19 protein-coding genes are annotated in these 25,200 nt (G+C 71.8%); 10 read left to right on the top strand and 9 right to left on the bottom strand.

Features of this window, described 5'->3' with window-relative positions; all coding sequences use genetic code 11:
* The 3 genes from ACF089_RS15410 to ACF089_RS15420 form a co-directional block, all read right to left on the bottom strand.
* Entirely contained in the window at positions 1-1,737 is a 1,737-nt protein-coding gene (locus tag ACF089_RS15410) for a branched-chain amino acid ABC transporter permease (protein WP_392026276.1), read from the bottom strand.
* A 5-nt stretch (positions 1,738-1,742) separates the two neighbouring features.
* Complete coding sequence (locus tag ACF089_RS15415; protein WP_392026278.1) at positions 1,743-2,675, bottom strand: branched-chain amino acid ABC transporter permease; 933 nt, start codon at positions 2,673-2,675, stop codon at positions 1,743-1,745.
* Between the two features lie 98 nt (positions 2,676-2,773).
* Complete coding sequence (locus ACF089_RS15420) at positions 2,774-4,006, bottom strand: branched-chain amino acid ABC transporter substrate-binding protein (protein ID WP_392026279.1); 1,233 nt, start codon at positions 4,004-4,006, stop codon at positions 2,774-2,776.
* A 1,035-nt stretch (positions 4,007-5,041) separates the two neighbouring features.
* Here ACF089_RS15420 and ACF089_RS15425 point away from each other — a divergent pair.
* Positions 5,042-5,770 (top strand): MauE/DoxX family redox-associated membrane protein, encoded by a 729-nt coding sequence (locus tag ACF089_RS15425; RefSeq protein WP_392026281.1) that lies wholly within the window; start codon positions 5,042-5,044, stop codon positions 5,768-5,770.
* Positions 5,771-5,813: 43 nt separating this feature from the next.
* On the opposite strand, the gene ACF089_RS15430 is transcribed toward ACF089_RS15425, so the two are convergent.
* Entirely contained in the window at positions 5,814-6,302 is a 489-nt protein-coding gene (locus ACF089_RS15430; RefSeq protein ID WP_392026468.1) for a PaaI family thioesterase, read from the bottom strand.
* A gap of 152 nt (positions 6,303-6,454) precedes the next feature.
* Positions 6,455-8,899: an FdhF/YdeP family oxidoreductase gene (locus ACF089_RS15435; RefSeq protein ID WP_392026283.1), complete on the bottom strand. Its 2,445-nt coding sequence runs from the start codon at positions 8,897-8,899 to the stop codon at positions 6,455-6,457.
* Between the two features lie 259 nt (positions 8,900-9,158).
* On the opposite strand from ACF089_RS15435, the gene polA reads away from it, so the two are divergent.
* Positions 9,159-11,873 carry a DNA polymerase I gene (polA, locus tag ACF089_RS15440; protein WP_392026285.1) on the top strand — a complete coding sequence of 905 codons (2,715 nt, stop codon included), beginning with the start codon at positions 9,159-9,161 and terminating at the stop codon, positions 11,871-11,873.
* Between the two features lie 55 nt (positions 11,874-11,928).
* On the opposite strand, the gene ACF089_RS15445 is transcribed toward polA, so the two are convergent.
* Positions 11,929-12,744, bottom strand: a complete 816-nt coding sequence (locus tag ACF089_RS15445; protein WP_392026286.1) for a DUF4184 family protein — start codon at positions 12,742-12,744, stop codon at positions 11,929-11,931.
* Positions 12,745-13,011: 267 nt separating this feature from the next.
* Between ACF089_RS15445 and ACF089_RS15450 the strand changes: the two genes are divergently transcribed.
* The 3 genes from ACF089_RS15450 (at position 13,012) to ACF089_RS15460 (ending at position 16,099) form a co-directional block, all read left to right on the top strand.
* Positions 13,012-14,772, top strand: coding sequence for a lytic transglycosylase domain-containing protein (locus ACF089_RS15450; protein WP_392026287.1), 1,761 nt, complete (start codon positions 13,012-13,014; stop codon positions 14,770-14,772).
* Positions 14,773-14,938: 166 nt separating this feature from the next.
* The gene (locus ACF089_RS15455; RefSeq protein WP_392026289.1) at positions 14,939-15,076 is read left to right on the top strand and encodes an SPW_0924 family protein; all 138 of its coding nucleotides are present in this window, start codon (positions 14,939-14,941) and stop codon (positions 15,074-15,076) included.
* A gap of 12 nt (positions 15,077-15,088) precedes the next feature.
* Positions 15,089-16,099 carry a DUF3068 domain-containing protein gene (locus tag ACF089_RS15460; protein WP_392026291.1) on the top strand — a complete coding sequence of 337 codons (1,011 nt, stop codon included), beginning with the start codon at positions 15,089-15,091 and terminating at the stop codon, positions 16,097-16,099.
* A gap of 79 nt (positions 16,100-16,178) precedes the next feature.
* Here the strand turns inward: ACF089_RS15460 and ACF089_RS15465 are convergent, their stop codons facing one another.
* Together ACF089_RS15465 and ACF089_RS15470 are read right to left on the bottom strand one after the other, a co-directional pair.
* Positions 16,179-18,911, bottom strand: a complete 2,733-nt coding sequence (locus tag ACF089_RS15465; protein ID WP_392026293.1) for an ATP-dependent RNA helicase — start codon at positions 18,909-18,911, stop codon at positions 16,179-16,181.
* Between the two features lie 249 nt (positions 18,912-19,160).
* Positions 19,161-19,973: a class I SAM-dependent methyltransferase gene (locus tag ACF089_RS15470; protein ID WP_392026295.1), complete on the bottom strand. Its 813-nt coding sequence runs from the start codon at positions 19,971-19,973 to the stop codon at positions 19,161-19,163.
* A 371-nt stretch (positions 19,974-20,344) separates the two neighbouring features.
* On the opposite strand from ACF089_RS15470, the gene rpsA reads away from it, so the two are divergent.
* The 5 genes from rpsA to ACF089_RS15495 all read left to right on the top strand — a co-directional run bounded on the left by rpsA (position 20,345) and on the right by ACF089_RS15495 (position 24,799).
* The gene (rpsA, locus tag ACF089_RS15475; RefSeq protein ID WP_347731026.1) at positions 20,345-21,835 is read left to right on the top strand and encodes a 30S ribosomal protein S1; all 1,491 of its coding nucleotides are present in this window, start codon (positions 20,345-20,347) and stop codon (positions 21,833-21,835) included.
* A gap of 192 nt (positions 21,836-22,027) precedes the next feature.
* Positions 22,028-22,966, top strand: a complete 939-nt coding sequence (locus tag ACF089_RS15480; RefSeq protein WP_392026298.1) for a PAC2 family protein — start codon at positions 22,028-22,030, stop codon at positions 22,964-22,966.
* A 64-nt stretch (positions 22,967-23,030) separates the two neighbouring features.
* A complete protein-coding gene (coaE, locus tag ACF089_RS15485) occupies positions 23,031-23,630 on the top strand; it encodes a dephospho-CoA kinase (protein ID WP_392026299.1) in 600 nt (199 codons plus the stop codon).
* 312 nt (positions 23,631-23,942) lie between these two features.
* Complete coding sequence (locus tag ACF089_RS15490) at positions 23,943-24,314, top strand: DUF3592 domain-containing protein (protein ID WP_392026301.1); 372 nt, start codon at positions 23,943-23,945, stop codon at positions 24,312-24,314.
* A gap of 116 nt (positions 24,315-24,430) precedes the next feature.
* Positions 24,431-24,799 (top strand): tetratricopeptide repeat protein, encoded by a 369-nt coding sequence (locus tag ACF089_RS15495; protein ID WP_392026302.1) that lies wholly within the window; start codon positions 24,431-24,433, stop codon positions 24,797-24,799.
* A 13-nt stretch (positions 24,800-24,812) separates the two neighbouring features.
* Here ACF089_RS15495 and ACF089_RS15500 read toward each other — a convergent pair whose 3' ends face one another.
* Entirely contained in the window at positions 24,813-25,106 is a 294-nt protein-coding gene (locus tag ACF089_RS15500; protein ID WP_392026304.1) for a DUF6343 family protein, read from the bottom strand.
* Positions 25,107-25,200 lie beyond the last annotated feature (94 nt).

Consider the following 25,200-nt stretch of genomic DNA (forward strand, 5'->3'; position numbering starts at 1 on the left):
TCACGCCCCCGCCTTGGTGACGCCGACGCCGGAGCCGGGCAGACCCTTGTCCGGTACGTCGAGCTGATCGGTCTCGTGGTACTCCAGCTGCGCCCGGCGGTTGGCGATCAGGCCCTCGGGGCGGAACCGCATCAGCAGGATCAGCGCGATGCCGAAGCCCAGGAGCTGGTAGTCCTGGAGGAACTGGAGCTTCGCCGGGATCATGTACAGCAGCGTGGCCCCGAGCAGCGGACCGCTGACCGTGCCCATGCCGCCGAGGATCACCGCGGCCAGCAGGAAGGCCGAGTTGGGCGGCACCGGCCCGGCGAACTGGTACATCTCGGGTACGACGGTGTGCTGGACATGCGCCTGTACGGTGCCGGCCAGGCCGGCGAGCGTCGCGCCGAGGGCGAAGGCGATCAGCTTGACCCGGAAGCCGTTGATGCCCATCGCGGTCGCGGCGGTCTCGTCCTCGCGGATGGCGACCCAGGCCCGGCCGATCCGGGAGCTGCCGGCCCGGCTGAAGACCACCACGACCAGCACCATCGCGAGCAGCATCAGCAGGTAGTAGTTGGCGTAGCTGCCCAGCTCGACGCCGAGGACGGTGTGCGGCTCCCCGAAGTCGTACCCGAAGAAGTTCAGATCGGGGATGTTGGGGATGCCGTTGGGGCCGTTGGTGATCTGCGGTCCGGAGACCCCGTCGAGGTTGCCCATGGCGATCCGGAAGATCTCGCCGAAGCCGAGGGTCACGATGGCGAGATAGTCGCCGCGCAGCCGCAGGGTCGGGGCGCCGATGACGACGCCGAAGATCAGTGAGACGACCGCGCCGGTGAGCACCGAGGCCCAGAAGGGGAAGCGCACGTCGAACGCGGAGGCCGTCGATCCGGAGACCAGCGCGGCGGTGTACGCGCCGACGCCGAGGAAGGCGACATAGCCGAGGTCGAGCAGTCCGGCCAGACCGACGACGATGTTCAGGCCCAGGGCGACGGTCGCGAAGATGAGGATGTTGACCGCGATGAGCGTGTACGTGTCGGTGTTCTGGGTGAAGGGGAAGGCGGCGGCGGCGACGAACGCCGCGACCACGGTGACCTGGCGGTACTTGGCGGTGAGCGCCGACAGCCGGGCCACGGCGCCCGCCTTGACGAGCCCGCCCACGGCGAATCCGACGCTGATCAGATACCCGGTGAACAGCTCCGCGTCCTCGGTGTCGATGCCGTACGTGATCACGTACAGACCGACGCCGAAGACGGCGACGATGATCAGGATCTCGGCCCAGGAGGGCAGTTCGCGCGGGCGCTCGGCCTTGCGGGCGTCGTCGGGCAGCAGGAACGCGACCAGGGGCAGCGCGGAGGCCGCGGCCGCGACGAAGCCGCCCGGATCGAGATGGGCCAGCCCGCCGAGCTGGACGGCGATGGCCACGACGGTGAACCACACGGTGCCGAAGGCGCCGAGGGCCAGCATCCGCAGCGCCGCCGTCGTGCCGGCGGGGGCGAGCCAGCCGAGACCCTTGACGCCCAGCGAGGCCAGGGCGTACACGGTCACCAGCAGGCCCGCGACCAGGGTGAGCACCTGGAGTCCGGCGGGATAGCCGTAGACGGTGAGGTCGCCGGGGAACTCGCTGGTGTAGGTCCAGGAGAGGAAGGTGCTCGCGACGGTGGCGAGGCCGCCGGCCGCGATCAGCCGGCGCAGGGCCGTGGTGCGGGAGGCCCCGTCCGCCGCGGGGGCGGCCGGGGTGTCCTTGGTGAGGTCGGTGGTCATCCGTATCACGCCCGATCCGCGACGCGCTCGCCGAGCAGACCCTGCGGCCTGACGAGGAGGACGACGATGAGAAGGACAAACGCCCAGACGTTGGACCAGGCGCCACCGCCGAGCTGCTGCATTCCGGGAATCTCTTCGATGTACGCGATCGACAGCGACTCCGCGAGGCCGAGGACGACTCCGCCGACCATGGCCCCGTAGATGTTGCCGATGCCTCCGAGGACCGCCGCGGTGAACGCCTTGAGCCCGAGGATGAAGCCCATCTCGAAGTTGATCTGGCCCTTGTCCAGCCCGTAGGCGACCGCCGCGACCGCGGCGAAGGCCGCGCCGATGGCGAAGGCCATCACGATGATCCGGTCGGTGTTGATGCCCATCAGCTTGGCCGTGTCCGGGTCCTGCGCGGTGGCCTGCATGGCGCGTCCGCTGCGGCTCTTGGCGACGAAGAGTCCCAGGGCGAGCATGCAGAGCGGGGCGAGGACCAGGACGAAGGCGTCGGCGCGCTGGATGATCAGGTGTTCGGTGATCTGGAAGGAGTCGCCGGGGAACTCGGGGAAGCTCCTGGCCTTCTTGGCGTCGGGGTAGAAGCCCCAGACGAGCTGCTGAAGGGCGATGGAGAGACCGATCGCGGTGATCAGCGGGGCGAGCCGGGGAGCCCCTCGCAGCGGGCGGTAGGCGAACCGTTCCGCCGCGGTCGCCACGGCCACGGAGGCCACCGCACCGCCGATGATCATGGCGGGTATCGCCACGAGCAGCGAGGTGCCGCCGGGGAGCCACAGATAGATGGTGAGGGCCCCGAAGCCCCCGATCATGAATATCTCGCCGTGGGCGAAGTTGATGAGCTGCACGATGCCGTAGACCATGGTGTACCCGATGGCGATGAGACCGTAAAGGGCACCGAGGGCGAGGCCGTTCGCCAGCTGTTGCGGCAGTTCGTTCACCGCAGAGCCTCCGATGAGCGTGTCGGATATGACTCCGCGCGAGGGCGCTGTTGCGCCCTCGCGCGGCTGGTGCTGGGGATGCGGGGCTGAGCGGCCGGTCAGTCCTCGAAGGTCGAGCTCTTGATGTCCGTCCACTTGCCGTCCTTGACGGAGTAGACGGTGAGCTGCTTGTTCGTGGTGTCGCCGAACTCGTCGAAGGAGACCTTGCCGGTCACACCGTCGAAGTTCACCGTGCCCATGGCCTCGGTGACCTTGGCGCGGGCGTCGCTCGGGACCTTGCCGTCGTTCTTCGCGACGACGTCCTTGACGGCCTGGACGATCGCCCAGGCGGCGTCGTAGGAGTAGCCGCCGTAGGCCGCGTACGGGTCCTTGTAGCCGGCGGTCTTGTAGTCCGCGATGAACTTCTTGGCGGTGTCGAGCTTCTCGATCGGGAAGCCGACGGAGGTCGCGATGTCCCCCTCGTTCGCCTCGCCGGAGGCGCTGATGTACGCGGGGTCGTACAGGGCGTCGCCGCCCATGGTCGGGATCTTCGCGCCGGCCTTCTTGATCTGGTCGGCGAGGAGTCCGCCCTCGGGGTACTGGCCGCCGAAGTAGACCGAGTCCGCGCCCTTCGACTTCACCTTGTCGGCGGTGCTGGAGAAGTCGGTCTCCTTCACCGTGACATGGTCGGTGCCGACGACCGAGCCGCCGAGACGCTTGAACTCCTCGGCGAAGATCGCGGCGAGACCGGCCCCGTAGGTCTGCTTGTCGTCGACGACATAGACCTTCTTCTTCTTGGCCTCGTTGTACAGGTACTGGGCCGCGAACTTGCCCTGGATCACATCGGTGGTGGCGGTGCGGAAGTAGGTGTCGAAGGGGCGCTTCTTCTCGTTCTTCGCCCAGTTGTCGCCCTGGGAGAGGGCGGGGTTGGTGTTGGCCGGGGAGACCTGGGTCAGATCGGCCTTGGCGAAGTCGCCCTGCATCGACTGCGCGACACCGGAGTTCAGCGGTCCGACCACGCCGAGGACGTCCTTGTTGCCCACGAGCTTCTGGGCGTTCGCCTGGCCCGAGGCGGGGACGGCCTGGTCGTCGTAGGCCTCCATCTTGAACTCGACGCCCGGGACCACGTTGTCCTTGTTCGCGGTCTTGACCGCGAGGTCCACGGAGTTCTTGATGCCCTGGCCGAGCGCGGACAGGGAGCCGGTCAGCGGGGCGTCGACGCCGATGACCACGGTGGTCTTCCCGCTGTCGCCGTCGGAGCTCTTGTTGTCGTCGCGCGATCCGCAGGCTGTGAGTGTGAGCGCTCCCGTGGTGACCAGGGCGCTGAGTATGAGCAAGGAACGGTTTCGCACGATAAGTCCTTTCCCTGGCGCGGCCCCTCCCCTGAGGTGCCGTTTGGTCGCCGGGCCGTACGGAGGTACACGGGCCGTGCTGACTGCGCCCGGCGGCGCGGTGACTGGCCGTGACTCTAAGCGCAGGTGCAGGAGTCGGGCACTACGGACGTCAGGATGTGACGCTCTTGTTATGCCAAGGCCAATGGTTGGCGTCCCGAGTAGGGCAGATCGGGCGTTCCGGCGCTTCAATCATGCATTCAAAATGCCAGAACGCCCAGTTCTGCTAAGGCCCTTGAGGGGATCATGGTACTGACAGGGCGGGAGGCTCGTCGGAGCGCCGGGGCGGGGGACCGCAGGGGCGGGAGGGGGAGGGGTGGAGGGTGATACGCCCGGTGAATGACTACGCAGGGTGACCATTTCGGGAATGCCTCCCGGGCGGTCGCCGATTCCGCGTACGCGCCCCCGGCGGCGTCGTGGGCGGGGCGAGGCACGCGACAGTCGACGGTCCATCAGGCGCGGTGCTCCCGGGTCGCCTTGGCCCGCTTTCGCGGCGCCGATCGCGGCCGGGGCGGGCTCGCGGACGGGCCGCCGTCCGGCGCGGAACCCCGTCCGCCGCCCCTCGGGCCCGGCCGTCGGCCGCCCCGGCGGGTTTCCCCCGGTCGCCGGAGGGTCAGGATGGTGCCGAGGGGTGACAGGAGAACACCTGTGGGGCAGGGGAGTTGGCGGCCCGGGGCGCGCCGGGGGAGCGGTCCCGTACGGTCCCGGCCAGACGCCCGCGACGGGGACCGGAGGAGGCGCGCACGGATGAGGCGCCCGCTCCGGTTATCTGGCGCGGTCCCATGGGGTACGGGCCGGAGCGTTACGTTCGGTGAGCCGACGGGGCGGCGTGCGTGATGGTGATGTGGTCGGCGCGGTGCGGGTTCCGAGCGTCCGGCGTCGTACGGCGTGGATTCCGCCCGGTCGCGGTGCGGTCGCGGTCCCGTGCGCCGGCGGCCGGCGGTGATGGACCGCTCTGCGGGGAATGGACACCTTTTCGGACAAGGGGCTGTGCTGATGACCTATGTTGTGCTCGCGTGCCGGATTCTGCTGTTCGGCGTCTTTCTGGCGGCGCTCGTGGGGAAGGTGCGCGGCAGGGCGGCGTTCCGGGAGTTCGCCGCCTCGATCGTGGCGCTGAGGCTGCTGCCCGCGCGCGCGTCGCGGGCCGTCGCGATCGCGGTGACGGCGGCGGAGGCCGTCATAGCGGCACTTCTGGTGCCGAACGCGACGGCTCCTCTCGGACTCGCGCTCGCGGTGCTGCTGCTGCTCGCCTTCACCGCGGGCATCGTGCTGGCGCTGCGCCGGGGGCGGAGCGCTCCCTGCCGCTGTTTCGGAGCCTCGGTCACCCCGCTGGGTCCCGTCCACGTCGTACGGAATCTGCTGCTGGCCGCCGCCGGGGTCGCCGGTCTCACGGCGGCCGTCGCCGGGGCGGCCGGCGGTCTGCCGCCGCATGCCGCCGGAGGAGCCGTCGCCTCGGTCGCCGCGCTGGTGATTCTGCTGCTCGTGGTCCGGCTCGACGATCTGGTCGCCCTCTTCGCCCCGGCCCCGCCGGCGGGCGCGGTCCGGGCGAACCGGTCGGGCGCGGGGGCCTCTTCGGGTCGGGGCGGTGCGGGCGGCGGCGCTGGTGGCGGTGGCGGTGGCGGTCAGGGCGCGGGTGGTGGCGGTGCCGGTCAGGGCGCGGGCGGTGCCGGTGGTGCGAGGGGTGCGGGTGGTGCTGGACGTACGGGCCGTCCCGGGGCGTCCTGAGACGGTGCGGGGACGCCGTCGGGACGGCCCTCGGCGAAGCCGCTCAGCCGTTCCCGCGCACCCGGTCGGCGTCCTCGGCGGAGACCTCGCGGAGCATGCAGGTGAGCCGCGCGGTGCACACCCTCTTCTCCCGCTCGTCGGTGATCACGATCTCGTACGTCGCCGTCGAGCGGCCCCGGTGCAGGGGCGTGGCCACCCCGGTGACCAGGCCGGAGCGCGCGCCCCGGTGATGGGTGCAGTTGAGGTCCACCCCGACCGCGATCCTGGTGCTGCCGCCGTGCAGCATCGAGCCGATGGACCCGAGGGTCTCGGCCAGTACGGCGGAGGCCCCGCCGTGCAGCAGCCCGTACGGCTGGGTGTTGCCCTCCACCGGCATGGTGCCGACCACCCGGTCCGCCGACGCCTCCACGATCCGGACGCCCATCCGGCTGCCGAGATGACCGGCGGAGAAGAGCGCGGGCAGATCGACCCCGAGCGCTGCGTACTCATCGATGACCTCTTGCGGGAACTTCACAGTCGACTGCTCACCCATGGGCCCGGCTCCGATCCGATACGCGTTGCGTGCTGTCGCCACCGTCATACCATCTGACTGAGCGAACGCTTAGCCCGTGGGTCACATTCCACCCCGGCGAATCGATCACACCGCCCGCGGCCGGGGCGGCGACCGCCGCCCCGGAGCGGCGGTCACGACCGCTCGAACCGCACCACCACGGACTTGCTCGCCGGGGTGTTGCTGGTGTCGGCCGTCGAATCCAGCGGCACCAGCACATTGGTCTCCGGGTAGTACGCCGCCGCGCAGCCCCGAGCCGTCGGATAGTGCACCACCCGGAATCCCGGGGCCCGCCGCTCCACACCGTCCCGCCACTCGCTGACCAGATCGGCGTACGAACCGTCCGGCAGATCCAGCTCCCGCGCGTCCTCCGGGTGCACCAGCACCACCCGGCGGCCCCCCTTGATCCCCCGGTAGCGGTCGTCCAGTCCGTACACCGTGGTGTTGTACTGATCGTGCGACCGCAAGGTCTGGAGCAGCAGCCGGCCCTCGGGCACCCTCGGGTACTCCACGGGAGCGGCGGTGAAATTCGCCTTCCCCGTCGCCGTGGGGAAACGGCGCTCGTCGCGGGGCGCGTGCGGAAGCGTGAAGCCCCCGGGCCGGGCGATCTTCGTATTGAAGTCCTCGAAGCCCGGCACCACCCTCGCGATCCGGTCGCGGATCGCGCCGTAGTCCCGCTCGAACTCCTCCCAGGGCGTCTTCGACGCCGGGCCCAGCACCGCCCGCGCCAGCCGCGCCACGATCGCCGGCTCCGAGAGCAGACGCGGGCCGGCCGGAGGGAGATTGCCCCGCGAGGCGTGCACCATGCCCATCGAGTCCTCGACCGTCACCACCTGCCGGCGGCCCGCCCGCTCATCCCGGTCCGTACGCCCCAGAGTGGGCAGGATCAGCGCCCGCTCGCCCGTCACCGCGTGGGAGCGGTTGAGCTTGGTCGAGACATGGACCGTCAGCCGCGCCCGGCGCATCGCCGCCTCGGTCACCTCCGTGTCGGGCGTCGCCGCGACGAAGTTCCCGCCCATGGCGAAGAAGACCTTGGCCTCTCCGTCGCGCAGCGCGCGGATCGACCGGACCACGTCCAGGCCGTGGTGGCGCGGCGGCGCGAAGCCGAACTCCCGCTCCAGTGCGTCCAGGAACGCCGCCGGGGGCCGCTCGAAGATGCCCATGGTCCGGTCGCCCTGCACATTGGAGTGACCGCGCACCGGGCAGACGCCCGCGCCGGGGCGGCCGATCGCGCCGCGGAGCAGGAGGAGATTGACCACCTCGCGGATGGTGGCGACGGAGTGCTTGTGCTGGGTCAGGCCCATCGCCCAGCACACGACGGTCCGCCGTGACGCCAGCACCATGGCGAGCGCCCGCTCGATCTCCGCGCGCCCCAGCCCGGTGGCCGCGAGCGTCTCGTCCCAGTCGGCCGCCAGCGCGGCGGCCCGGAACTCCTCGAAGCCGTGGGTGTGCTCCCGTACGAACTCCCGGTCGACGGCCGGCGGACCGTCGCCCGACCTCGCCCCGGCCCCTGCTCCGGACGCCGTACCGGTCCCGGATTCCGCCTCCGACGGGGACCCCGGCCCGGTCCCGGCCTCCCCCTCCGGCGAGGCCCCCGGCCCGGTCCCGGCCTCCCCCTCCGGCGAGGCCCCCGGCCCGGTCGCGGATTCCGCTTCCGACGCGGCCAGGATCAGCTTGTTGAGCAGCCGGAACAGCGCCTGGTCGCCGCCGATGCGGATCTGGAGGAAGAGGTCGTTGAGCGCGACGCCCCGGAGCATCCCGCGCGGCGTCTGCGGATTCTTGAACCGCTCCATGCCCGCCTCGGGCAGCGGATTCACCGAGATGATCTTCGCCCCGGCGGCCTTCGCCCGCTCCAGCGCCGAGAGCATCCGGGGATGGTTGGTGCCCGGATTCTGACCCGCCACGATGATCAGATCCGCCTGGTGCAGATCCTCCAGGGACACACTGCCCTTGCCGACGCCCAGCGTCTCGGTGAGCGCCGAGCCGGACGACTCGTGGCACATGTTGGAGCAGTCGGGCAGATTGTTGGTGCCGAACTCCCGGGCGAAGAGCTGGAACAGGAACGCGGCCTCATTGCTGGTGCGGCCCGAGGTGTAGAACAGCGCCTCGTCGGGGGAGGAGAGCGCGGTCAGCTCCTCCGCGATGATCGCGAACGCCCGCTCCCAGCTCACGGCCTCATAGCGGTCGCCGCCCGGGGGCAGATAGACCGGCTCGGTGATCCGGCCCTGCTGACCCAGCCAGTACCCGCTGCGCCCGGCGAGGTCCGCGACCGGATGCGCGGCGAAGAAATCCGGGGTGACCCGCCGCAGGGTCGCCTCCTCGGCCACCGCCTTCGCCCCGTTCTCGCAGAACTCGGCGACATGGCGTCGCTCCTCCTCCGGCCAGGCGCAGCCGGGGCAGTCGAAGCCGTCCTTCTGATTGACCTTGAGCAGGGCCCGGGCGGCGCGGCCCACCCCCATCTGCCGCTGGGCGATCCTGAGCGTGTGCGCGACGGCGGGCAGCCCCGCCGCGGCGTGCTGGACCGCCGAGACCTCCGGCGCGTCCTGGATCGGATCGCCCGCGGGCGGTTTGCCGGCCATCGTGTCTCCCTCGGCGCTGATGCCTGCGTGTGTACCTGCTGGGACCTGGCGGACGCCGGTGCGCGGGCGTCCCGTGCCGGAGCGCCGACGGCCCGCGCGCCCGGACCGCCCCGGCGGTCGCCCGCCGTGAACAGCCGTACCCGCTCGGTACACCAGTCCGTCCGCACTCCTGTGACGATCCTGTCACGCCCCTCCGACAACGGCCCCGCACCGGCCCGAGTGAACGGCGATGTCAGTGGTCCGTGGCAGGATCGTCCCCGTGGCTGAGACAGCGTCGAAGAAGACCCCAGACGACAACCGTCCGCGCCTGCTCCTCATGGACGGGCACTCCCTGGCGTACCGGGCGTTCTTCGCGCTGCCCGCGGAGAATTTCTCGACCGCGAGCGGTCAGACGACCAATGCCGTCTACGGCTTCGCGTCGATGCTGGCGAACACGCTGCGCGACGAGGCGCCCACGCATTTCGCGGTGGCCTTCGACGTGTCCCGCAAGACCTGGCGTTCCAAGGACTTCCCCGAGTACAAGGCGAACCGATCGGCGACCCCGGACGAGTTCAAGGGCCAGGTCGAGCTGATCGGCGAGCTGCTCGACACCATGAACGCGGAGCGCTTCGCGGTCGACGGCTTCGAGGCCGACGACATCATCGCCACCCTCGCCACCCAGGCCGAGACCGCGGGCTACGACGTCCTGATCGTCACCGGCGACCGGGACTCGTTCCAGCTCGTGAGCGACCGTGTCACCGTGCTCTACCCGACCAAGGGCGTCTCCGAGCTGACCCGCTTCACCCCGGAGAAGGTCCAGGAGAAGTACGGACTCACCCCCCAGCAGTACCCCGACTTCGCCGCGCTGCGCGGCGACCCGTCCGACAACCTCCCCGGCATCCCCGGCGTCGGCGAGAAGACCGCCACCAAGTGGATCAATCAGTTCGGCTCCTTCGCCGAGCTGATCGAGCGCGCCGACGAGGTCAAGGGCAAGGTCGGCCAGTCGTTCCGCGACCACCTGGAGTCGGTCAAGCTCAATCGCCATCTGACCGAGCTGGTCCGAGACGTGGAGCTGCCCCGGACGGTCCCCGAGCTGGAGCGCGCGGCCTACGACCGCGCCGCGCTCAAGGGCTTCCTGGAGGTCCTGGAGATCCGCAATCCCAGCCTGCGGGACCGGCTGCTCGCGGTCGACCCGGGCGCCCAGGAGGACGAGGCCCCGGCCCCCGACGCCGGCGTCGAGCTGGACGGCACGGTCCTGGCCACCGGCGAGCTGGCCCCCTGGCTGGAGCGCCACGGGGCGCAGCCCCTCGGCGTCGCCACCGTCGCCGCCTGGGCGCTGGGCGTGGGCAGCGTCAGCGAGGTCGCCCTCGCCGCCGCCGACGACAGCGCCGCCTGGTTCGACACCTCCCGGCTGGACGAGGCCGACGAGCGGGCCTTCGCCGCCTGGATCGCCGACCCGGCCCGCCCGAAGGTCATGCACAACGCCAAGGACGCGCTGCGCGTCTTCCCCGAGCACGGCTGGCACCTCGACGGCATCGCGATGGACACCGCGCTCGCCGCCTATCTCGTCAAGCCCGGCCGCCGGTCCTTCGCGCTGGACGCCCTCTCCGTCGAGTACCTCCACCGCGAGCTGGCCCCGGCCGCCGCCGACGGCCAGCTCGCCTTCGGCGCCGAGGACGAGCACGCCGAGGCCGACGCGCTGATGGCCCAGGCCCGCGCCGTCCTCGACCTCGGCGACGCCTTCGGCGAGAGGCTGAAGGAGGTCGGCGCCGCCGAACTGCTCCACGACATCGAGCTGCCCACCTCCCTGCTGCTGGCCCGGATGGAGCGCCACGGCATCGCCGCCGACCGCGCCCATCTGGAGGCCATGGAGCAGCTCTTCGCGGGCGCGGTCCAGCAGGCCGTGAAGGAGGCCCACGCCGCGGTGGGCCACGAGTTCAACCTGGGCTCGCCCAAGCAGCTCCAGGAAGTCTTCTTCGGCGAGCTGAATCTGCCCAAGACCAAGAAGACCAAGACGGGCTACACCACCGACGCCGACGCGCTGGCCTGGCTCGCCACCCAGACCGAGCACGAGCTGCCGGTCATCATGCTGCGCCACCGCGAGCAGGCCCGGCTGCGCTCGACGGTCGAGGGTCTGATCAAGACCATCGCCGCCGACGGCCGGATCCACACCACCTTCAGCCAGACGGTCGCCGCGACCGGCCGGCTCTCCTCCACCGACCCGAACCTGCAGAACGTGCCGGTGCGCACCGACGAGGGCCGGGCCATCCGCCGGGGCTTCGTCGTCGGCGAGGGCTTCGAGTCGCTGATGACCGCCGACTACAGCCAGATCGAGCTGCGGGTGATGGCCCATCTCTCCCAGGACGAGGGCCTGCTCCAGGCGTTCACCTCGGGCGAGGACCTGCACAACACGGTGGCCTCCCAGGTCTTCGGCGTCGCCACCTCCGCGGTCGACGCGGAGATGCGGCGCAAGATCAAGGCGATGTCGTACGGACTGGCCTACGGCCTCTCCGCGTTCGGCCTCTCCCAGCAGCTGAACATCGAGGCGGGCGAGGCCCGTGCGCTGATGGACACCTACTTCGAGCGGTTCGGCGGGGTCCGCGACTATCTCCACCACGTCGTCGACGAGGCCCGCGCCACCGGGTACACGGCGACGATGCTCGGCCGCCGCCGCTATCTGCCCGATCTCAACAGCGACAACCGGCAGCGCCGGGAGGCCGCCGAGCGCATGGCGCTGAACGCGCCGATCCAGGGCACCGCCGCCGACATTGTCAAGATCGCGATGCTGAAGGTGGACACGGCGCTGCGCGAGGCGAAGCTCTCCTCCCGGCTGCTGCTCCAGGTCCACGACGAAATCGTGCTGGAGATCTCCCCGGGCGAGCGCGCGGAGGTCGAGACGATCGTGCGCCGGGAGATGTCGTCGGCCGTCTCGCTGAGCGCTCCTCTGGACGTCTCGGTGGGCGTCGGCGCCGACTGGGAGTCCGCCGCGCACTGACCCCGATCGCCGCTGCCGGCCCGCCGTCCCAGCTCGGGGCGGCGGGCCGTCGGCGTCAGACGCGTTCCGGCGTCCGGGGAGCGCGGGCGCGCAGCCGGGTCGCCGCGGTGTGGAGGACCAGTCCCACCGCGAGCCCCGCCCCCGCTCCGAAGCAGGCGGTGGGGATGATGTCGAGCGGGGAGTCGATCGTGGCGGTTCGCGCGTACCAGCGGACGCACCGGTCGACGAGCCCGATCAGGGCGCACACGCCCAGCAGGGCGAGGGCCCGTCGGCGGTCCCTGGTGTCGAGCACGGGCACGGACGGCGGCGGAGTGGACGGGGGCTGCCGCCGCACGGCCGAGACGACGAACCATCCGAGCACCGCCGCGGCGAGCGCGGACGAGCCGTACTGCGCGAACTTGTGGACGCCGAACCCGGCGACGGTCTCATTGAGCACCGGTATCAGCCGGGTGCCCCAGCGGCCGTGATGGGTGAAGGCGTCCCAGACGACATGGCTGGCCGCGCCGAGCACCGCCGAGACGTAGAACCACAGCGCGTACCTCAGGTTGAGGACCGACGGCCTGCCGCGCAACAGGGAGTGCGCGGGCCCCCGCAGCCGCTCCGGCAGCAGAGCCACCAGGGGATCCCGTATCGTCAGCCAGAGGGCGGCCATCACCGCGGTGATGGCCGCGTCGACGGTGAACAGCCCCGGCAGCGCGTGGGTGAATCGCCCGAACTCCATCGCTCCCGGCACCGCCGAGGCCGCGAAGTACGTCATGTCCGGTGCGAGCGTCCCCAGCACCAGCGCCGAGGCGACGAGCGGCCCCCGTCCGGTCCCGTTCCTGCGGATGCCCGGCAGCACGGCCATGGCGTGGCTCAGTGTGAACGGCATGCGGTATGGCCCCCTGTGCCCCGTGTTGATCGGCCGCCGACCGGCCGTGACAGGTTTGAACCAGGATATGGATCTTCCGGTGATCGATGTCGCCCAGTATGGGTGATCGGCCGGATCCGGAACTTGCCCATCCGCGCGGTGGCGAATTGGTGAAAAACGGTCAGGGCGAGGTGTCCTGGGGCCAATCGTTGCCGTAGGGTCACCAGAGATATCGCCGTAATCGCACTGGGGAGCGCGGACAGCCGCTTTCGGGGAGGGACAAGACGTATGGCAGCGCAATTCGGGCGACGTCTGCGCAAGGGAGCGACCACCACCGCCGTGGCGGCCGTCGCCGTCGCGGCACTCTCCGCGTCGCAGGCGCCCGGGATCACCGCCGCCCCTCTCGGCGGAGGCGAGGACAATCCCGGTCGGGGAGCCCCCGACACCCAGCTCTCGCCCGACACCTCGGTCACCGGCGACTCCCCCTATTACACGGACCTTCCGCCGCTGCGGACGCCCGACAAGCCCGGCACGTCCGTCAATCTCCCGGCGAAGGGGCCCACGGAGTCGGGCATCCCGGCGACGGTCCTCGCGGCCTACAAGAAGGCCGAACAGACCATCTCCGCCTCCGACCCGGGCTGCCACGTGCCCTGGCAGCTGCTCGCGGCGATAGGCAAGGTCGAGTCCGGCCAGGCGCGCGGCGGCAAGGTCGACGCCAACGGCACCACCCACTCCCCGATCCTCGGCCCGGCCCTCAACGGCGTCGGCTTCGCCAACATCTCGGACACCGACGACGGCGCGTACGACAGCGACACCGTCTACGACCGCGCGGTCGGCCCGATGCAGTTCATCCCCACCACTTGGGCGGCCTGGGGGCAGGACGCCAACGGGGACGGGGAGAAGGACCCGAACAACATCTACGACGCCGCCCTCGCGGCCGGCCGCTACCTCTGCGCCGGCGACCGCGACCTGCGGCAGGCGGACGACCTCGACCGCGCGATCCTCGGCTACAACCAGTCGCGGGAGTATCTGCGCACGGTCCTCTCCTGGTTCGAGTTCTACAAGAACGGCACCCACGAGGTCCCGGACGGCACCGGTTCGCTGCCCGGCTCCAGCACCCCCGACTCCGGATCCGATTCCGGCTCCCGGTCCCAGGGCGGCGGCGAGTCGAAGGCCCCGGCGACCCCGCACTCCCCGGGCCCGAGCACGAAGCCCAAGCCGCCCGAGTCGAAGAAGCCGGAGAGGCCCGGCGGTTCGGAGAAGCCCAAGCCCACTCCGCCGCCCACCACCACTCCGCCGACGAAGCCGCCCACCACGCCGCCGACCACCCCGCCGGAGGTCGCGCCCGTCAGCCGGGTCGAGAACGCGGGCACCGGCGAGCTGACGGCCATGGCCGGAAGCGCCTTCGCCAACAAGATCACCGCCCGGGTGAAGAACTCCCTGGGCCGGGGCGTCGCCCGCCAGGAAGTGCGCTTCGAGATCATCGGCGGCACCGACACCCGTTTCGAGGGCGGCCGCAAGAGCGTGATCCTCGTCACGGGCGCGGACGGCAGGGTCACCGCACCCGTCCTCGTCGCCGGGGAGAAGGTCGGGGCGTTCGTCGTCCGGGCCTCCGCCGTGGGGAAGAAGGCGCCCGCCGCCGAATTCGCCGCGAAGGTCACCCCCCGTGCCGCCGACACCCTCACCCGGACCGGCGACGAGCCCCTGACCGCCGTCGCCGGGACGGAGTTCGCGACCGGCGTCGAGATCAAGGCCGCCCACAAGGGAGCCGTCGCCTCCGGCGTCGGGGTCACCGCGACCCTCCTCAAGAGCGCCGACAGCGCTGCGGCCAACGACAAGGGCCCCCACTTCAAGGGAGCCGACGGCAAGCCGGTCCGGGCGCTCTCCGACCTCACCACCGACGCCAAGGGCGTTCTCAAGCTCCCGAAGCTCTTCGCGGACGAGCAGACGGGCGCCTTCCTGCTCCGGCTCACCGCCGTCGGCGGGGGGACCGTCACCATCGAACTCACGGTGACCGCGCCCGTCCCCGCGGAGACTCCCGCCGGCTGATCCGCCCCGTCCCGCTCCCGGACCGCCCCGCCGCCCCGACCGGGCCGCGGGGCGGTCCGATCTGTTCTCATCTCGCGGTTCGATTGCTACGGTGCCCACCCCCTGACGCTGTGTCAGATCTGTGCGGAGCCGGCTCCGCACGGCTCCGGACCCCGGGAGGCCGAGCATGCGCGCCCTCGTCGCCGCCGCCATCGGGCTGACCGCCGCCCTCGCCCTCGTCCTCGCCGCCACCGTCTTCGGCGCGCCCCCGAGCGAGACCTCTCCCCGGCCGCTGCTGACCACCGTCCCCGGCCCCAAGAAGTAGGAGGGCCGCCCCGTGCGCCGCCGCGCGAGCCTCGTACTCCTCGCCCTCGCCGTCTTCCTCACCGCTCTCTCCCCGCTGCTCCGCTGGTACGCCTTCCCCCGGCTGGCGAAGGTGCCGGCCGGTCAGTACCAGGAGGTGGTCATGGAGGCGAGGCCCGCGACACTCCTCGACTACGGCTCCCTGCGGGCCGAGAAGGTCGAGAGACTCACCATCGTGCAGACGCTCAAGGGCAATGTGGAGGAGGCCGAGCGGATCGAACGCGACACCGGCCGCGACGTGGTCGTCTGGGACACGCTCTCCCACGTCCAGGGGCCCGACGGCGCGATGGTCTCCCAGATCCCCGAGCGGTACATCTTCGACGCCCACACCCAGGACCCCGTCCACGCCCCCGGCGAAATGGTCGACGGGACCCCGGTCCGGCGCGAGGGCATCGCCTTCAAATGGCCCTTCCTCACCGAGAAACGGGACTACACGTACTTCGACGCCCAGACCCGCACCTCCGCCCCCATCCACTACCGGGGCGTCCGGACCTTCCACGGGCTCGACGTCTACTACTTCGAGCAGACGGTCCCCTGGACCAAGGTCCCGTTCCCCAGGAAGATGCCCATCCCCGGCATCGACGCGAGCACCCTGGAGAAAGCGACCGGCACCACCCGCTGGTACACCACCAAACGCATGTTCTGGGTCGATCCCGTCACCGGCGCCCCCGTCAACGGCGAGGAGATCCACCGAGAGGAACTGCGCGGCGGCACCCTCCTCGGCGGCCGGGACAAGGTCACCGCCTTCGCCGGCCATGTGAAGATGCGCCCCGACTATGTGGACCACACCGTCGCGCTGGTCAAGTCCCAGCGCCTGCCGGTCCTGCTGCTGACCTCCTATCTGCCCTGGGGGCTCCCGGTCCTGGGCGGCGGCCTGCTCGCGCTCGCCCTCTTTCTGGAGGCCCGCGCCCGCCGCCCCCGTGCCCCGGCCGCCCCCTCCGCCCCTGAACCCCGGCCCTCCGACCCGGAATCCGCACCCGCCTGATCGCCCCTCCGCCGCCCGCCGCTCCATGCCCCCAGCACCTCCCCGGCCCGCCCTCACCGTCCGCACCGGCGGACGGCCCTCACCGTCCCCCGTCCCCGGCCGGCCGCCCTCCGCCCCGGGCCCCGTCGCCCTGGACCCGGGCCCGGTCCTGGCGGGCCTTGGTGTACCGGGTCGCCTCCGCCCCCGAAGGGTCCTCCGGCCAGGGATGCCGGGGATACCTGCCCCGCAGCTCCGCCCGCACCGCCCGATACCCCTCCCGCCAGAACGAGGCAAGATCGGCGGTGACAGCCGCGGGCCGCCCGGCGGGGGAGAGCAGATGCACCACCACCGGCACCCCCGCCACCGTGGGCGTCTCGCCCAGCCCGAACACCTCCTGGAGCTTCACCGCCAGCACCGGCTGCTCCCCGCCGTACTCCACCCGTATCCGGGAGCCGCTCGGCACCGCGATCCGCTCCGGGGCCAGCTCGTCCAGCCGGGTGGCCTCACCGCTCGCCCACGGCAGCAGCCGGCCCAGCGCCTGCCCCGCCGGGATCCGCGCCAGATCGGCCCGCCGCCGGGCGCGCGACAGCTCCGGTTCGAGCCACTCGTCCGCGCGCTCCAGCAGCGCCGCGTCGCTCACATCGGGCCAGGGCGCGCCCAGCACCCGGTGCAGAAAGGCCAGCCGCTCCCGCAGCCCCGCGGCCTCCCGCGTCCAGTGCAGCAGCCCCGGCCCGACGGTCCGCAGCCCCTCGACGAGAGCCTCCCGGATCAGCGCCCGATCCGGATTCCCGAGCTTCCGCGCCGACAGCTCGACGGCCCCGAGGCGGCGCACCTCGCGGGCGACCACGTCCCCGCCCTCCCAGCGGACCTCCTCGCCCGAATCGAGGAGATGGGCGGCGGCCGTGCGGGCGGTGTCCTCGTCGATCACGGCCGCGAGCCGGACCCGGGCCGAGGCGGCCGACGCCGGCCGGTCCGCCACGGCGACGGCCAGCCACGGCGCACCGCGCAGCCCGGACGCCGCGCCCACCCGGGCCCCGGTCCCCGAGACCATGAGGAAGGCGTCCTCCCCACGGGCCGCCGCCACCCGCTCCGGAAAGGCGAGCGCGGTGATCAGGCCCGCCACGGCGTCGTCACCCCCGCCCCGGCCGGCCCCGCTCACTCCCGCCGTGCCGCTCACCGCGGTGCCGGCCCCCTCGGGCACTCCGCTGCCGAGGCCCCCGCCCCGCCCCGAACCCGCTCCGGGCCGGTCCGCTCCACCGCCGTCGGCACTCCGGGCCGCCCGCGACCCGCCGCCCCGGGCCCCGCCCCCCGCGGAGGAGAGCGCGCCCTCCAGCCGCCGCGCCTCCGCCCGCCACCGTGCTCCATAGGCGTCCCCGCCCCGCCGCGCCGTGCGCCAGGCCGCCGCGAGATCGTCGCCGTACTCCCTCGGGGGCTCCTCGCTGAGCAGGGCCACCGTCTCGGCCGCCCGGCGGACGCCCACCTCGGGCGCGCCGTCGATCAGGGCCCGGGCCAGCCGGGGGTGCAGCCCCAGACGGGACATCCGCGCCCCCCGCTCGGTCGCCCGGCCGTCCGCGTCCACGGCCCCGATCGAGGCCAGCACCGAGCGGGCGGCGGCCATCGCTCCGGCGGGCGGCGCGTCCAGCAGGGCCAGTCCCGACGCCGACGGATCGCCCCAGCAGGCGACGCGCAGCGCGAAGGCGGCCAGATCGGCGATCCTGATCTCGGGGGAGGGGAAGCGGGGCCTGCGCACATCGTCGGCCGCCGCCCAGCAGCGGTACACGGTGCCGAACGCCTCCCGGCCCGCCCGTCCCAGCCGCTGGGTCGCGCCCGCGGCCGAGACCGGCACCGTGGCCAGCGAGCCCAGACCGCGCGCGTGATCCATCCGGGGCTCGCGCGCCAGACCCGAGTCGACCACCACCCGTACGCCGGGCACCGTCAGACTGGACTCGGCGACCGAGGTGGCCAGCACCACCCGCCGGCGGCCCGACCCGCCGCGCAGCACCGCGTCCTGCACCGCCGCCGGAGCCCGCCCATGGAGCTGGAGCACCTCCGCGGCCACACCGTCCAGCAGCCCGGCCGTCCGGGCGATCTCTCCCGTACCCGGCAGAAAGCACAGGACATCGCCCTCGTGCCGGTCGAGGGCCGTCCGCACCGTCGCCGCGACATGGCGCAGCAGGGCCGGATCGACCCAGGTCCCGTGGGCCGGGCGGACGCCGCCCGGGGGCGGTGCGTGGAAGAAACGCGAGCCATGGCCCTCGCCCGCCCCGCGCACCACGGGCGCGGGGCCCGAGCCCTCCAGCACGGTGAGCAGCTCCGCCCAGGCCTCGGCGTCCCCGGTCGCCGAGGCCGCGATCACCTTCAGCTCGGGGCGCAGCGTCGCCCGTACATCCACCAGGAACGCCATCGCGGTGTCCGCGTCCAGATGCCGTTCATGGCATTCGTCGAGCAGCACCACATCCACCCCGGGCAGCTCGGGATCGCGCTGCAGGCGCTGGAGGAGCACTCCGGTGGTGACCACCTCGACCCGGGTCGAGGGCCCGACCCGGCGCTCGCCCCGCACGGTGTATCCGACGGCCTCACCCGTCTCCTGGCCCAGCAGCCAGGCCATCCGCCGGGCGGCGGCCCGCACGGCCATCCGCCGGGGCTCGGCGACCAGCACCCGCCGCCGGGGCCCCGCGCCGACCAGACCCGCCAGCGCCAGCGGGACGAGCGTCGTCTTACCCGTCCCCGGCGGCGCGAACAGCACCGCCGTGCCGCGCTCGTCCAGGGCGGTGAGCAGCTCGGGCACGGCGTCGCGGACCGGGAGTCGGTCGAGTGCTTCGGTCTGGATCATGGCTTCAGTGTCGTACGGCCCGGCAGGCCCTGCCGCCGGCTGTCCACAGCGGGAGTCTGTTCATCGGCTTGTATGACCGCACAGACTGGCCCGCACCCCCCTGCCGCGCCCCACCCGCCCCACCTCGGTCCAGGACGCACAGGCCCCGCCCGCCTGAGATCCGTAACGCCCGCCCGGGGCCCGCCCGCCTGAGACCCGTATCGCTCGGCCCCGGCCCCGCTCGCCCGCCTGAGCCGCGTACGCCCGCCCTCAGTCCCGTACGCAGACGAAGATCGCCGTCCCCGGGATCAGATTCCCCCGCAGCGGGGACCAGCCGCCCCACTCCTGGCTGTTCCAGGCGGGCCACTCCGGCTCCACCAGGTCCACCAGCCGGAATCCGCCGGCCACCACATCGCGCACCCGGTCGCCGAGGGTCCGGTGGTGCTCCACATATACGGCGCGCCCCCGCTCGTCCTGCTCCACATAAGGGGTGCGGTCGAAGTAGGAGCCGGAGACGCTCAGCCCCTCCGGTCCCGGCTCGTCGGGGAAGGCCCAGCGGACGGGGTGGGTGACCGAGAAGACCCACCGGCCGCCCGGGCGGAGCACCCGGCGGACCTCGGTGAAGACCGTCACCGGGTCGGCGACGAAGGGGACGGCCCCGTACGCGGAGCAGGCGAGGTCGAAGGACCCGTCGCCGAACGGCAGCGCCGTGGCGTCCGCCTCCACCAGCGGGAGGCCCTCGCCGATCCGCAGCGCGTGCTGGAGCTGGCGGTGGGAGAGGTCGAGCGCCACCGGGCGCGCGCCCTGCGCGGCGAGCCAGCGGGAGCACTGCGCCGCGCCCGCGCCGATCTCCAGCACGTCCAGGTCCTTCAGGGACTCCCGCGGGCCGAGCAGCTCCGCGTCCGCCTCGTCCAGCCCCTCGGGCCCCCAGACGAAACGATCGTCGCCCAGGAACGCGCCGTGCTCGCTCTGGTACTCGTCGGCGTTCCGGTCCCACCAGCCGCGGCTCGCCCGGCTGCTCTCCGTCTCATCCGCCTCACGGCGGGTGGCCTCGGGTCCGGCTTCCTCGATGTACTGGCTCATCTTCACCGTCATTGTCATAGCGCTCGGAGCGGGCGGGAGCAGCCGTTGTGGCCTCCACAAACACGAGTTGTGCCGGGTTTGGGGTGTTCTGCCCCGGGTGTGCGCCTTCGCGCATTGACCGTCTCCGGCTGCCCCCGTATGCTACAAGTTGCGCTGCGGGCCTGCGCGCCTCAGACAGAGCAGGTCGCGCTTGCAACTGTATGTATGTCCCCTCGGTTCACGAGGCGCCTTCCAGGCGGTTCGTTTTCGGATCATCGGAAACGACGGCTGGGTCGGCGCTTCCAAGGCTGTCCGGCTTATGCAGCTGCGATACGGGCTCTCGGCGTAGCAGTACCTACGACTTCAATGTCCGTACCGGAGCCCTTTCCCACATGACGAGCAGCACCGAGACCACCGCCACTCCGCAGGTAGCGGTCAACGACATCGGTAACGAGGAAGCCTTCCTCGCCGCGATCGACGAGACGATCAAGTACTTCAACGACGGCGACATCGTCGACGGCGTCATCGTGAAGGTCGACCGGGACGAGGTCCTGCTCGACATCGGTTACAAGACCGAAGGTGTCATCCCGAGCCGCGAGCTCTCGATCAAGCACGACGTCGACCCGAACGAGGTCGTCAAGGTCGGCGACGAGATCGAGGCCCTGGTCCTTCAGAAGGAGGACAAGGAAGGCCGCCTGATCCTCTCGAAGAAGCGCGCCCAGTACGAGCGCGCCTGGGGCACGATCGAGAAGATCAAGGAAGAGGACGGCATCGTCACCGGTACCGTCATCGAGGTCGTCAAGGGCGGCCTCATCCTCGACATCGGCCTGCGAGGCTTCCTGCCCGCCTCCCTGGTCGAGATGCGCCGTGTCCGCGACCTCCAGCCCTACGTGGGCAAGGAGCTCGAGGCCAAGATCATCGAGCTGGACAAGAACCGCAACAACGTGGTCCTGTCCCGCCGTGCCTGGCTCGAGCAGACCCAGTCCGAGGTCCGCCAGACGTTCCTCACCACCCTCCAGAAGGGCCAGGTCCGTTCGGGCGTCGTGTCCTCGATCGTCAACTTCGGTGCCTTCGTGGACCTGGGTGGCGTCGACGGACTCGTCCACGTCTCCGAGCTCTCCTGGAAGCACATCGACCACCCGTCCGAGGTTGTCGAGGTCGGCCAGGAAGTCACCGTCGAGGTTCTCGACGTCGACATGGACCGCGAGCGTGTCTCCCTGTCGCTGAAGGCGACCCAGGAAGACCCGTGGCAGCAGTTCGCCCGGACGCACCAGATCGGCCAGGTCGTTCCCGGCAAGGTCACCAAGCTGGTTCCGTTCGGTGCGTTCGTCCGCGTGGACGAGGGCATCGAGGGTCTGGTCCACATCTCCGAGCTGGCCGAGCGCCACGTGGAGATCCCGGAGCAGGTCGTCCAGGTCAACGACGAGATCTTCGTCAAGGTCATCGACATCGACCTCGAGCGTCGTCGCATCAGCCTCTCGCTGAAGCAGGCCAACGAGTCCTTCGGTGCCGACCCGGCCTCGGTCGAGTTCGACCCGACCCTGTACGGCATGGCCGCGTCCTACGACGACCAGGGCAACTACATCTACCCCGAGGGCTTCGACCCGGAGACCAACGACTGGCTCCCCGGTTTCGAGACCCAGCGCGAGGCCTGGGAGACCCAGTACGCCGAGGCGCAGACGCGCTTCGAGCAGCACCAGGCTCAGGTCATCAAGTCCCGCGAGGCCGACGAGGCCGCCGCTGCCGAGGGTGGCACCGCCGCTCCGGCCGCCGCGCCCGCCAGCGGTTCGTACTCCTCGGAGTCGGACGACAACTCCGGCGCCCTGGCGTCGGACGAGGCGCTTGCCGCCCTGCGCGAGAAGCTGGCCGGAGGCCAGAGCTGACGCTCTGCACCGGCTGACGGATAGCTGAGAGTAAGGCCCGCTCCCCCTGGGGGGCGGGCCTTACTCTGTATCCGCTCCGGCCCGTCCCGCCGACCGCGCCGCCTCCCGCCGACGGGACGGTTCATTCGTGTGAGAGGGGAATGCCCCTGTGCTACCGCGTGTTGTCGCCTACGAACACGAGGAGGGGTAGTCGTGCTTGATCCGCAGGGATTGTACGAATGGGAGCCGAAGGGCCTCGCAGTCGTCGACATGGCGCTCGCGCAGGAGTCGGCCGGCCTGGTCATGCTGTACCACTTCGACGGATACATCGACGCGGGTGAGACCGGCGAACAAATCGTCTCCAATCTGCTCGACACACTGCCCCATCAGGTAGTGGCCCGATTCGACCACGACAGACTGGTCGACTACCGCGCCCGCCGTCCGCTGCTGACCTTCAGACGCGACCGCTGGACGTCGTACGAGACCCCGGCCATCGAGGTCCGGGTCGTCCAGGACGCCACCGGAGCGCCCTTCCTGCTGCTGTCGGGCCCCGAGCCCGATGTGGAGTGGGAGCGTTTCGCCAAGGCCGTCGCCCAGATCGTGGAGCGTCTCGGCGTCCGGCTCGCGGTGAACTTCCACGGCATCCCGATGGGAGTCCCGCACACCCGCCCGGTCGGCATCACTCCGCACGGCAATCGCACCGATCTCATGCCGGGGCACCGCAGCCCCTTCGACGAGGCCCAGGTGCCGGGCAGCGCGGCGTCGCTGGTCGAGTTCCGGCTGATGGAAGCGGGCCACGATGTGCTCGGCGTGGCCGCTCACGTGCCCCACTACGTCGCCCGCTCGTCCTACCCCGACGCGGCGCTGACCGCTCTGGAGGCCGTCACGGGCGCCACCGGTCTCGTACTGCCGGGCGTCGCGCACGCCCTGCGCACCGAGGCCCATCGCACCCAGAACGAGATCGAGCGCCAGATCGGCGAGGGCGACGAAGAACTCGTCGGACTGGTCCAGGGACTTGAGCACCAGTACGACGCCATGGCGGGAGCCGACACCCGCGGCAGCCTGGTCGCCGAACCGGTGGATCTGCCCTCCGCCGACGAGATCGGCCTGGAATTCGAGCGCTTCCTCGCCGAGCGCGAGGGCGACTCCTGACCACAGGGCCCGGGCCCCGGGACCCACGGCTCGCGCGCCCGGGCCGGCGGCTAAGCTGCCGCTCATGCTGTCCGTAGGCCTGACCGGTGGAATCGGCGCCGGCAAGAGCGAAGTCTCCCGGCTCCTGGAGTCGTACGGAGCGGTGCTGATCGACGCCGACAAGATCGCCCGCGAGGTCGTCGAGCCCGGGACCCCGGGGCTCGCGGCCGTCGTGGAGCGCTTCGGCGACGAGATCCTCACCACCGACGGCGCCCTGGACCGCCCCAAGCTGGGCTCCATCGTCTTCTCCGACCCCGAGCGGCTCGCCGCCCTCAACGCGATCGTGCACCCGCTGGTCGGCGCGCGCTCCCAGGAGCTGGAGCGGTCCGCGGGGGCGGACGCGGTCGTGGTCCACGACGTCCCCCTGCTGACGGAGAACGGACTCGCGGGTCGCTACGACCTGGTCGTCGTCGTGGACGCGACCGCCGCGACCCAACTGGCCCGGCTGGTCGAGCGGCGCGGAATGACCGAGTCCGAAGCCAGGGCGCGGATGGACGCACAGGCCTCCCGGGAACAGCGGCACGCCATCGCCGATCTGATCATCGACAACGACGGACCGCTGGAGGATCTCGAACCCCAGGTCCGCGCGGTGTGGGCGGAACTGGCGCGGCGAGCCGCGGAGTAGCCGCCGACGAGCCCCTTCCCGGCGGAGGGGCGACGGATCGGACCTCCGGCACCCCCGGCGCGGACGAGCCCCTGGTGGCGAGCTGGTGACGAGGCGCGGGGGCGGGGAATCCGGCCGCCGAGGAGTCCGAGGGCCGGGGAGTCCGAGGGTCGGGGAGCCCCGGCGAACGGAGAGTTCGCGGTCGGTTCAGGGACCCGGTGTCCAGGGACCCGGTGTCTAGGGATCCGGGATCAGGGATCCAGTGTCCGGGGATCCGGTGTCAGACATCCGTCAAGCCGCCGTCCGTCCGGCCGGGACGGCACTACCATCCCCATGGTGCAGATCCTCTTCGCCGTCTTCACAGCGCTCGGCGGGCTGGTCGCCGTACTCGCCGGCGTATACGGCCTGCGGCAGACCCGCCGCATCACCCGTACCGGCGCGTCCGCCGTCGCCCTGGTCAAACCCGCGCCGCCCGGAGCCGAGCGGCCTCTCCTGCAGTACGAGACCGCCGACGGCCGCGTCATGGAGATCGTCTCCCCGGTCCCGCTGCCCGCGGGCGGCAGCGTCCGGCTCTCGTACGATCCCGCCGATCCGCGCGACGTCGTGGTCGACGGCCGTGAGCGGACCGCGATCGATCGCGGGTTCGTGGCCGGGGGAGCGCTGCTCGCGATGACCGGACTGGTGCTGGCGGTCTTCGGCGGATGAGCCGGCCCCGGACGCCCCGCTCAGGGCCCCCGCCGGTCGGTTTGCGGCCGTGACCGCGCGGAATACCCCTGCCGGTACCTGTGTTGGAACCGTGCAGCGAGGGGAAGGATGCGGTCGTGCCCAAAAGCAACCCGGAGACGCACGTCATCGACTACCGAGCGGCCGAGCGACTGCTCGCCGCGCGGGATCCTCGGGGCGCCGTGAAGCTGCTGGACTCCGTCATAGCGGCCCACCCGGAGAACACCGCTGCCCGTCTGCTGCGCGCCCGCGCCTTCTTCGCCGCCGCTCAGCTCCGTCCCGCCGAGCTGGAGTTCGAACTGGTCCTGGAGCGGGAGCCGGACAACGCGTTCGCGCATTTCGCCCTCGCCCGCACCTTCGAGCGGACCGGACGGCCCGAGCAGGCACAGCGCCACTTCCGCCTGGCGGCCGCGCTGGACCCCAAGCCCGAGTATCTGCGCGCCGCGCGCTTCGACACCGGAACCTGAGGCGTACGCCGTGCTAAGCGCCGGGCCCCGGGCCGTGACGCGGCGGACGCCTGTCGTGGACCGGCTCGTACGGGGGGATGTCCCGGCCCGGCTGAAAGTGCGGACCCTGGCGGATGTGCCGTACGACGACGATCAGGTCCACGATCACGATCAGCAGGATCGCCCCGCACACCGCGGCCCAGCCGGGGTAGCCCGCGAGAGCGAAGCCCACCGTCCCCGCCACCGTCCAGACCAGGCCCCACACGCTCAGCCAGAACCGCATCCGCAGCGCACTGCGCGCCGTCGCCGGTTCACTGCCCGTACGCATGGCCACCGCCTCTCGCTCTCCAGCATGCACCGTGACCCGCCGCCGGGACACACCGGAGCGGCGGCGGCCCGTCGGATCGCGGGGGAGGGGCACG

This window comes from Streptomyces sp. NPDC014894, assembly GCF_043080985.1.
In the GTDB taxonomy this organism is placed as follows: Bacteria; Actinomycetota; Actinomycetes; order Streptomycetales; family Streptomycetaceae; genus Streptomyces.